Here is a 10,237-nt window from a genome sequence, read left to right on the forward strand (position 1 = left end):
AATGTTATAATTTTTGTGATATGGAGGTGTAGAAGGTGTTATCATCTTTTTTAATGTTAAGTATAATCAGTTCATTGCTCACGATATGTGTAATTTTTTTAGTGAGAATGCTCTATATAAAATATACTCAAAATATTATGTCACATAAGATTTGGTTATTAGTGCTCGTCTCCACGTTAATTCCATTAATACCATTTTACAAAATATCGAATTTTACATTTTCAAAAGATATGATGAATCGAAATGTATCTGACACGACTTCTTCGGTTAGTCATATGTTAGATGGTCAACAATCATCTGTTACGAAAGACTTAGCAATTAATGTTAATCAGTTTGAGACCTCAAATATAACGTATATGATTCTTTTGATATGGGTATTTGGTAGTTTGTTGTGCTTATTTTATATGATTAAGGCATTCCGACAAATTGATGTTATTAAAAGTTCGTCATTGGAATCGTCATATCTTAATGAACGACTTAAAGTATGTCAAAGTAAGATGCAGTTCTACAAAAAGCATATAACAATTAGTTATAGTTCAAACATTGATAATCCGATGGTATTTGGTTTAGTGAAATCCCAAATTGTACTACCAACTGTCGTAGTCGAAACCATGAATGACAAAGAAATTGAATATATTATTCTACATGAACTATCACATGTGAAAAGTCATGACTTAATATTCAACCAGCTTTATGTTGTTTTTAAAATGATATTCTGGTTTAATCCTGCACTATATATAAGTAAAACAATGATGGACAATGACTGTGAAAAAGTATGTGATAGAAACGTTTTAAAAATTTTGAATCGCCATGAACATATACGTTATGGTGAATCGATATTAAAATGCTCTATTTTAAAATCTCAGCACATAAATAATGTGGCAGCACAATATTTACTAGGTTTTAATTCAAATATTAAAGAACGTGTTAAGTATATTGCACTTTATGATTCAATGCCTAAACCTAATCGAAACAAGCGTATTGTTGCGTATATTGTATGTAGTATATCGAGCTTCACATGAAACAGCTAAAGAAGCTTTGGGCGATAAAGAGTTAAGAGCCATTGCACATGAGTTAACTAAAACAGTTAAGGATAACATGAGTGTTGATTGGTCTAAACGAGACAGTGCTAAAGCTAAAATGAGAGTTCAAGTTAGACGCCTATTAAAGAAATATGGCTATCCACCAGATCTTCAAAAAATGGCTGTGGAACAAGTTGTAGAGCAAGCAGAATTAATGGCAAGTCAGCAATAAAAAAATAAATCATAATGAGTCCGGGACATAAAGTTCTTGGATAAGTGAAAAAAGACAATTTCTATTGAAATAATATAGAAATTGTCTTTTTTATAAATTTTTTGATTATTTTCAGCTCGTTGAGCTACTACTTTTCTTATATTAAGTGCCATTAATACAAAACCAAGTTCTCTTTTGACTTTATTGAGTCCTCGGACAGACATCCGAGTGAAACCCAAAATAGCCTTCATAAATCCAAAAACAGGTTCCACATCAATTTTTCTTTGACTGTAGATATTTTTTGTTTCTGGTTCTGAAAGCTTTTTGTTAATTTGGGATTTAAAATATTCCCAGTTATAATTCTTCATTATTTTTTTGTTTGTTTTTGAATTGAAGTTCATACATTGATTTTTCAGAGGACATTCTGAACAATCATCACATTCATATAATTTGAAGTCTCGCTTATAACCATACTTATCATGACGATAGACATATCTTTTAAAACCTAGCCGTTTATTATTCGGACAAATGAATTCGTCATTAATTTCGTCATAGTTCCAATTTTGAGTATTAAAGATGTCACTTTTATATTTTTTAGTTTTATCTTTTATAAACATTCCATATGTTATGAGTGGCGTTCGATTAAAGTCATCTATAATTGCCTTATAATTTGATTCACTACCATAACCTGCATCAGCTACAATATATTCAGGTAAATGACCGTAGGTCTCTTGAATTGAATTTAAAAATGGAATCATCGTTCTAGTATCCGTTGGATTTTGATACACATTATAAGATAAAACAAATTGGGAATTTGTTGCTATTTGTAAATTATACCCTGGCTTAAGTTGTCCATTTTTCATGTGATCTTCTTTCATTCTCATAAATGTCGCATCATAATCTGTCTTAGAATAACTATTTCTATCCTTTAAAATAGATTTTTGAAATTCGTATCGATACTTTCGCTCAAAATAATCATTGATTTGCTTTTTGTATTTTTTGATTTTAGTTCTTTTGAGACGTATTTGTTTTCTTGTTTTAGTACATTTTTCATTGTTGATATGTTGGTTTAAATCTTCGATTTCTTTATCTAAGTGACTACCAATCAAATCTATTTCTTCTTTTGTTAATTCATTATCATGATCTTCTTTAATTTCCGGTATGATTTTATTGGTTACCAATTCATGGTAGAGGGCTTTAGAATCCTCATTCATCTTTGATTCATGGTTTTGAATACTCTTTTTCCATACAAATGTATATCGATTGGCATTTGCTTCAATTTTTGTACCATCAATAAAAATAGCTTTATCATCTATAAGATTTTGTTTTACACACTGACTGTAAAATTGAATAAATAAAGATTCTAATAAAGCATCTACTTTTGGATTTACTCTAAATTGATTAATTGTTTTATAAGAAGGTTTTTGATTTTGTGATAGCCACATCATTCGGATGCTATCATTAAGCATTTTTTCTATTTTACGACCTGAGAATACAGATTGTGTGTAGGCATATAGAATCACTTTTAACATCATTTTAGGATGGTACGAAGTTGCACCACGGTGATGTCTGAATTCGTCGAATTCATTGTCAGGAATTGTTTCAACAATATCATTTACAGTAAAACGATGTTGATTTGTTTTGTTTCCATATTGACCTCCATGTATTTGCTATGATTTCAAAATCCATTTTTGACGTGCCTTAGGGTTGAGTGGATGCATAATTTCATTTGTTACTGGATTGATGAGCTTTTTTACTTTCTTTTTATGAGGTTTTAACATTTCCATCACTTGTTCGACACGGTCGATAACAACTGGTCGCTTCGCATAGGCACCATAAGCAAGAATCACTGTGTCACTTTCACTAATCGCTTTCATCAAATGAATATCAGTGTGCTCATCGTATGGATTTTTGATATGTTTGAGGTTTTCGGGTGTTCTAATATTAGAGAATAGATTTACAAGATATACAGCACCGTATCGTTCTGAATTGGCTAATTGGTTGAGGATAAGAACAGTTGTGAGATCGAGTGATAATACACCGTCTAAATGAGGATACATCGTTATCACTGTGCATGCAGCTTTCTTTTCATCCCATGTTTTCTTGAGTAAATAGCGGTGCTGTTCATCATCGCTAAATATGGCTTCTGTGTGTATCGTACTTTTGATTGTATTCATCATCGTCACTTCCTTTAGTATTCTTCTGGTAAAAGCATCACATAATAAAAAGCGTCTACATCATCTTCTCGGATGACGTAGACTTTCTTAGGTAATGCATTTTGATTTTTTACATAGTTTGTATAGTGATATTCCAATTTGTATGCGGGTTGTTCTTGTTCATGTGTGATTGAGAGTATATTCTCATCTTCTTGTAGTCTAAAAATGTGTAGATAATCTGTATGAGGTTGATTGTCCCGTTCTTTTACCATCTTCCAAAGTAATATTTGAAGCTCTAGAGATAGGTGTTCACTAATGCCTCTTGTAATGTATCGATTGATGTTCATACTATTTTCCTCCATTTTGCTTTTCTTTCATGATGTCAATTATTTCGTTAATGACTGTAACAGATATTTGTGCCACTTTGATCCAATTATTCATGGTCATTCTCTCCCTCTTTTAGTAGATGACGTTCATCAATAATTGTATTTTTAGTATCTGTAAGGTACAGAAAGTCCATATCAAAATGATCCAGATAACCAATACTGATGAGTTGGTTGTTGGCGTACATTAGAAATGGATAGATACTTAGCTCATGTAGCTCATCGTTATAGTAGGTATAAGTTTCAAGTGTAAGATGCGCAAGTGGAGTATGGTCTACAAAGCGAGTAGGAAGTATATTTTCTGCTGCTTCCTCTAGCGCTTCACATTCCCATGCTTCGTTGTTAGATAGTTGAAATAGACGAGTTATATATTGTTTGAGTTCTTGAGTGGTGGTTTTCATATCATTGCCTCCTAGATAGTTTGATAGCGACGTATTTCATATACATCACTGAGATAATATATATTTGATTTATCATTTATTACGGATCCCGGTGGGAATAAGAGAAAATCCCATATGAAAAACCGCTACAAACGTTGATATGACAAGGAAATCCCGAAATACCGCCTATTTTGACGAACAATCAACTCATTATTTATAAGTATTGATGATAAGGTGGTGTCTCTGTTTCCTTATATATATTATTTATTTATAAAAAATAACGGGATTTTGGGATTGTGCTTGCACAATCCTTCTGCTTCTTCGAATCTGCAAATCCCATTCATTTCCCGTTAAAAAATCATTGTGGGATGTTCTTTAGCAATTTCAATATAAGCATCATGTAGTTGTGAAATAATTACGACAATGACTGTTTTATTAGATAAGTGTTATTGAAATTGATAAAGAGAATTCTAAAAAATTGTTGGATAAAATAAATGAAAGAATAGCAGTGTAGTTATTGTTTATTCAATAGTTATATATAAAGTTTGGGACAAAAATAAAGACGAAGTGCTAAGGAGCACTTCGTCAAGTGGATGATTATCAAATAGTTGTTTAATAATATCGTTATTCAATTTGAGCGTAACATAAAATTGCTTCTTATGATGTTCATGTTTTCGGATATCAATACGATCGATAACTGTCAGATAGAGTGATTTCAACTGAGATTTCTCTAATTTGTCTATATCTTTGAATATTGCTTGTAGTACGTTGGCAATCATATCAGCATCATAATGTGGAGCTTCTGCTTGTTTATCTTGTTCTAGTTGATGTATTTGATTATTTATTTGATTCAATTCATCTTGGTAGCTAAGTATTGTTGGTTTCAATACGCTATCTAAGTCAGGTGAGTCTTCGATGGTTTTCGTTAGTGTATGCATTTTGGCTTTTATTTCTTCACATTGTGACTGTTTATAGGCAATATCATGATTCAAAGAAGAGACGTCTATTTGACTTTTTTTATTTACCTTTTCAACCAATTGTTTCAATACCTTTTTACTTTTGATAATTTCCAATATCTGATCCATAACATATTTTTCTAATACATCTGCTCTAACACTATTGGCTGAACATACTTTAGAACCTTTGTTTCTAAAATTACTACATGAGTAATATCTGATTCTTTTCTTAGTGCCATCTTTTAACGTATTGGTTGTATTACTTGCCGCCATGGCTGCACCACATTTTGGGCACTTTACAATTCCAGTCAGTAGATTGGTCCCTTTACCATGAACTTGAGGTTTCTTGCGACTCTCTTGGCGTTTAAACTGTACTTTATCCCATAAAGCTTTATCAATAATAGGTGCATGCTTACCATCAGCAATAATGGGTTCCTCATTGAGTCCTTTTCGTCTCTTATCGCTCCAGTGTCTATACTTCGCAAACTGTATCTTTCCAATATAAAAAGGGTTTGAGATGATATAAGTAATGGATGAAATACTAAACGGTTTCCCTTTCTTAGTCACATAACCTTTATGATTCAATGCGTTCGCAATCTTACGATAACCATGACCTTTGGCGTATGACTTAAAGATATATTTAACAATATTCGCTTCATGTTGATTAATCATGAGCTCTTTTTTACTATCAGGTACTTTATCATAGCCTAGAGGCAAATTACCTTGATAATAACCTTCAATCGCACGTTGTCTTTGGCCATTGTAGACATTCTCTACAATCGTATTTCTTTCAAATTCTGCGAAGCTGGCTAAAATTTGGAGCATCAACTTACCTGTGGAGCTGGCAATTTCTATTTTTTCAGTGAGACTAAAAAATTCGACATTAATCTTATACAATTCCTCGACAATATTTAACAAATCTGAGGTATTTCTAGCTAAACGATTGGTTTTGTAGACCATAATACAATCTAATTTACCTTCGTTGGCATCTTTTAACATACGTTGTAATTCTGGACGTTGCATTGTTTTACCCGATATACCTCGATCGGTATATTCATCAACGACTTCATATCCTTGAAATTGACAATACTCTGTAAGTTGGTTTAATTGACCTTGAATACTGTAACCATCCGTTTGCATTTCAGTTGATACACGTGCGTATAATCCAATACGTTTCTTTTTGAGTTGTTTCATATGACTTCATTCCTTTCAGGAGTTATTAAATGCGATTGTTCAACGATATTGAATGGACTATTTTTAAAGTAGATTCTTTGTAACTGTTTAGTTTGAGTTATTGTAATGTCATCAATCAAAGGTGCTATGGTTTCTAATGTCAATTTATCTTTGATAACATGACGGACTGCTTCGGCCATTTGTTTATGTGAATAATTAGAGTAACGTTCTTCACTTTCATAGCTAGTAGATAACCGTTTAAATGTTTCTATGTCAATTTGATTTTGTGCTAATTTTTCGATGAGTTGTTCTTGTGTTAGATGTGATTGTCTGTGCTTCATTTGTTGCTGTTTTAGGACTTTGAGTATTGTGTCATTCAATCGATTATGAAACGATTGTTCTTCAAAATACTTTTTACAAGTGTCGAGCACTTTACTTTCAAGTTCTGGTGCATTGATACCTTTAAATGGGCATGTACGATAAGCGTCATTCATATTTTTAGGACAAACATAGTAACGTAGAGAATGATGTTCTTTTTTTATTGTTAAGTTTGTTAATGTTGATTGACAGTAAGGACATTTGATTCGTCGCTTTAGCTTATTTCTAGAATTGGATCGATTGTGTTGTTTATGAATACGCCGCTCTTGTGCTTCTTCAAACGTATCAACATCAATAATAGGCGGAACGATATTATTAAACGTTCCATACTTATTGATGACACGACCACAATAGTTAGGGTTCAAGAGAATATTTCTAACTTGATAGGGCTTACGTGGAATAAGCTTAGAATTATTATCTAAATGTTGGGAAATCTTTTTGTAGCCTAGACCTTGTAAGTACAAGCGATAAACTGCTTTGACTGTATGGACTTCTTCTTCATATACAACAAAATGACCTTGTCTATAACGATAGCCAAAAGGTGCATGAGTTGTGATTAGCTTACCTTGTTTGGCTTTTTCTCTTATCCCATTTCGTGTCTGTTCACTGATATTATTAGACTCCATTTCAGCTAGACTCATAAGTATGTTTAGGCGAAAGCGATCAAATTCTTTAGATAAGTCAAAATAACCATCATTCACGCTGATGATTGTGACGTGATGCTTTTTGCAAATTTCAAAGAATTGTATAGCATTTTTCAAATTACGATGGAGTCGATTCAGACGATAGCAACACAATACTTTACATTTTCCAGACGTAATTATTTCTACTATTTTTTTATAGCCTGAACGTTTTGTATTTCGACCGCTTCTCTTATCATCATAAAATGTCACATTAGACCATCCATATTGCTTAGCAGTATCCATAATGAGCGATTTTTGAGTAGCTAAGCTTTGTTGTTTGAGTGTACTTTGACGTACATAAGCAATAACTTCTTCCATGTTATACACCTCCAAAAAGATAATATATATTTGTGAGTAAATTAGAATGAAAGGTCCAACGTGCTTTTAACACGTTGGACCGCAATGATTAATTATCGTTCTGTAGCTCTTCAACGACTAAATCAGCTAGTAATTCGATCAATTCTTCCATTTTATCTACTCCAGTACTCACATTAATTTATATTAAATAATTTATTTAATTAAAAATCAGAATAATCTATGACATTAGATTTGATGAACTCTACATCTGACATTGATTCCTCGAGCTCTTGTTTAGCCTTATTTTGAACTCTTCCATTTTCTTTGTTTAGTCCAAGAATTGATGCATGCTCTAAATCTAATTTCAAATGATAAAAAACAAGTGAATGTTTCTTATTATTGTTATCTTTGACTGTTCTTTTTGTTGTAATTCGATCATGGTCAGATTCGATAAATCCTTTATCCCTTAGTGCATTAACAACATTATTAACATCTTGGAAGTGATGCTCTAACAACATATTTTTAAATACAGACGCAATGATTTTGACTTCGATATGATTATCTTTTAAGGCAATTAGTCCATAGTTCTCGAACATATTCTTTAACGCTGTATCATCAGAAAATTTACCACGGTTTTGTGCTACAAATTGAGTAATGACTTCGATCGCTTTATCTGCCAGTGATCGTTCAGAGACTGTATGAGCATGATAATCAATAAAGTAGTCTCTTATTTTAGCGATATCAATATCTGTAGCTAAAACACGACCTAATATGTTCGCAGATGTTGTAATGACTGCATAACGCTTAAACATACGAATGCCTGTGTTACTTTTTTCATCTTCTAATTTAGCTTCAAACCAATCCACTTCCTCGCAAAACGATTGAATAACTTCATCTTCACGCTTTATAAGGTATTGAGCTACTAACGGTAAAACATGACCATGGTTTAGTGCCACAGCCTTTTTAATATTGTCAGCATTGGTCGCATTTGTAGTAAATTGTTCATTAATCTCGATGGTTCTTACACGTAATCCATCGTTTTGAGCAGAATCATTAAAGATACTGTATTCAGAGGTTGAAATGACAGAAGTGCCCCAATTCTTAGGCGTTTTAACTTCTCCATGTACATTGGAACGTTGACGCCCTTGACCTTCAGCGATAGAGTACAATAACCCCGTTGTATCTTTAAAAGTTGCTGATGAGAGTTCGTCAAATACAATAGGTATACCAAAATTGTTACTTAAGTAACCTTCAAGTGCGTTACGTGTGGCATTCCAACTTCTAAAAAGAGTTTCATTACCTTTGGTAGGGTTACCAGCGACGGATACCGCTAAAGCAGCCGCAGTTGACTTACCGGTTGAGGATTGACCTGTAAAACTAAAGATAATTCCTGCAAATTCGATTTCATGTTTGTGCTTCAGAAAACTTGTCACTAAGGCAGAAATCCCAAATATGACTGCCAATTCTAAAAGAAGATGACCTTTAACCTCGTCAATATACATGTTAAACCAATTATCAAATGTGCCCCTAGGTGCTAAGTCATAAGTATTCTCACAAATGGCGTCAGATGGAGATTTATTATCAAATTCCGTAGTAGTATAGATTTCATTTAACGATACAATAGGACCAAACGGTGTTTCCAGTATACCTACCCCTTCATATAAGTAGGAAATGGGTAATTGATTGCGCATTTGTTGCAACGCATAGCCTAAATCTTTTGTATATTTTTCATTAATACTAAATCCATATTTCATTAAAGAGGGCAGTTTTTGTGTTGTTAAAATATCACTAGATTCAACAATTACTTTTTGATCCTCGTCTGTAATAATTACTTTTTCAGTGTTAGTTTTAGGGTCAATAAATTTATTTTCGATAACGATAGGACCTGCGATTTCAACTTCAATAGGCATTCCTCCTTTTTCTTTGGGAGGCTTATCTTCATACCAACCTTTTTTTGGTACATAATACGGTAAAGGATTAAACGAAAAGTTAGTTTGAGCCATTAGCGAACACCTCCTTTCGAAGGGTTGCTATCATTTAGTGGATTAGGTCCGACTTTCATATATACTAAATGACCATTGGTATTTTTACCGATAATAATAAATGGAACACGTGGCGCATGTTTTACAAAATATGCGAACCAACGCCCAACATTTTGTTGTACTGCTTTAGAACACGGTACATTTGCACGACGGTTCAAGTCATGGAAAGTAAATGTTTGTCCTTCCGGTAAATTAATTGAAATACCTAAAATTCTATTTTTTAATTTTTTAAAATCATCTTTTTGTTCGTAAGTCATTTGGATCATCCTTTGTATATTAGTCATCATTTAAATGATGCCTTTGTATCTTATATCTATACTGAGATATAAAGTTCTAAATTTGAGAGGAAAATATTAGGACATTGGTATTACACCTTTTGTTAATTAAAAAACCCAACGATAAAAAAATCGTTGGGTTTAAAAAAGTATGCTAATAATATAATTTAGAGCCACTATTCAATTTTTTTAAGCGTAATTTATAAAAATCATTAATTACCTGAATCATTAATTTATCAAGAAGACCATTGTAATCGTTATTAAAGGTCTTCCTACTATAT

General features: G+C 32.5%; 8 protein-coding genes and 2 pseudogenes. 2 read left to right on the top strand and 8 right to left on the bottom strand.

Going from position 1 to position 10,237, the window contains the following annotated elements; translation table 11 throughout:
* Positions 1–35: 35 nt before the first annotated feature.
* Positions 36–1,022, top strand: coding sequence for a beta-lactam sensor/signal transducer MecR1 (locus IDG60_RS18395; RefSeq protein WP_001549960.1), 987 nt, complete (start codon positions 36–38; stop codon positions 1,020–1,022).
* Positions 1,012–1,254: pseudogene (locus IDG60_RS18400) on the top strand (type I restriction enzyme endonuclease domain-containing protein); the annotation flags it as partial. The gene IDG60_RS18395 and the pseudogene IDG60_RS18400, both read left to right, overlap by 11 nt.
* Here IDG60_RS18400 and IDG60_RS18405 read toward each other — a convergent pair.
* The 8 genes and pseudogenes from IDG60_RS18405 to ssb all read right to left on the bottom strand — a co-directional run.
* Positions 1,245–2,855: pseudogene (locus IDG60_RS18405) on the bottom strand (IS1182 family transposase); the annotation flags it as partial. The pseudogenes IDG60_RS18400 and IDG60_RS18405 overlap by 10 nt on opposite strands.
* A gap of 48 nt (positions 2,856–2,903) precedes the next feature.
* Positions 2,904–3,410 carry a DUF1643 domain-containing protein gene (locus tag IDG60_RS18410; protein ID WP_001092189.1) on the bottom strand — a complete coding sequence of 169 codons (507 nt, stop codon included), beginning with the start codon at positions 3,408–3,410 and terminating at the stop codon, positions 2,904–2,906.
* A 14-nt stretch (positions 3,411–3,424) separates the two neighbouring features.
* Positions 3,425–3,736: a DUF960 family protein gene (locus IDG60_RS18415; protein WP_016170671.1), complete on the bottom strand. Its 312-nt coding sequence runs from the start codon at positions 3,734–3,736 to the stop codon at positions 3,425–3,427.
* Between the two features lie 86 nt (positions 3,737–3,822).
* Entirely contained in the window at positions 3,823–4,173 is a 351-nt protein-coding gene (locus tag IDG60_RS18420; protein ID WP_016170669.1) for an SAUGI family uracil-DNA glycosylase inhibitor, read from the bottom strand.
* A 500-nt stretch (positions 4,174–4,673) separates the two neighbouring features.
* A complete protein-coding gene (gene ccrB / locus IDG60_RS18425) occupies positions 4,674–6,302 on the bottom strand; it encodes a cassette chromosome recombinase CcrB (RefSeq protein ID WP_016170668.1) in 1,629 nt (542 codons plus the stop codon).
* Positions 6,299–7,660: a cassette chromosome recombinase CcrA gene (ccrA, locus tag IDG60_RS18430; RefSeq protein WP_016170667.1), complete on the bottom strand. Its 1,362-nt coding sequence runs from the start codon at positions 7,658–7,660 to the stop codon at positions 6,299–6,301. The genes ccrB and ccrA overlap by 4 nt, the downstream gene beginning before the upstream one ends.
* Positions 7,661–7,860: 200 nt before the next feature.
* Positions 7,861–9,642, bottom strand: coding sequence for a cassette chromosome replicative helicase (gene cch1, locus IDG60_RS18435; RefSeq protein WP_016170666.1), 1,782 nt, complete (start codon positions 9,640–9,642; stop codon positions 7,861–7,863).
* Positions 9,642–9,938 carry a cassette chromosome ssDNA-binding protein gene (gene ssb, locus IDG60_RS18440; protein WP_025176264.1) on the bottom strand — a complete coding sequence of 99 codons (297 nt, stop codon included), beginning with the start codon at positions 9,936–9,938 and terminating at the stop codon, positions 9,642–9,644. The genes cch1 and ssb overlap by 1 nt, the downstream gene beginning before the upstream one ends.
* Positions 9,939–10,237 lie beyond the last annotated feature (299 nt).

Source organism: Staphylococcus sp. EG-SA-2 (assembly GCF_017152085.1).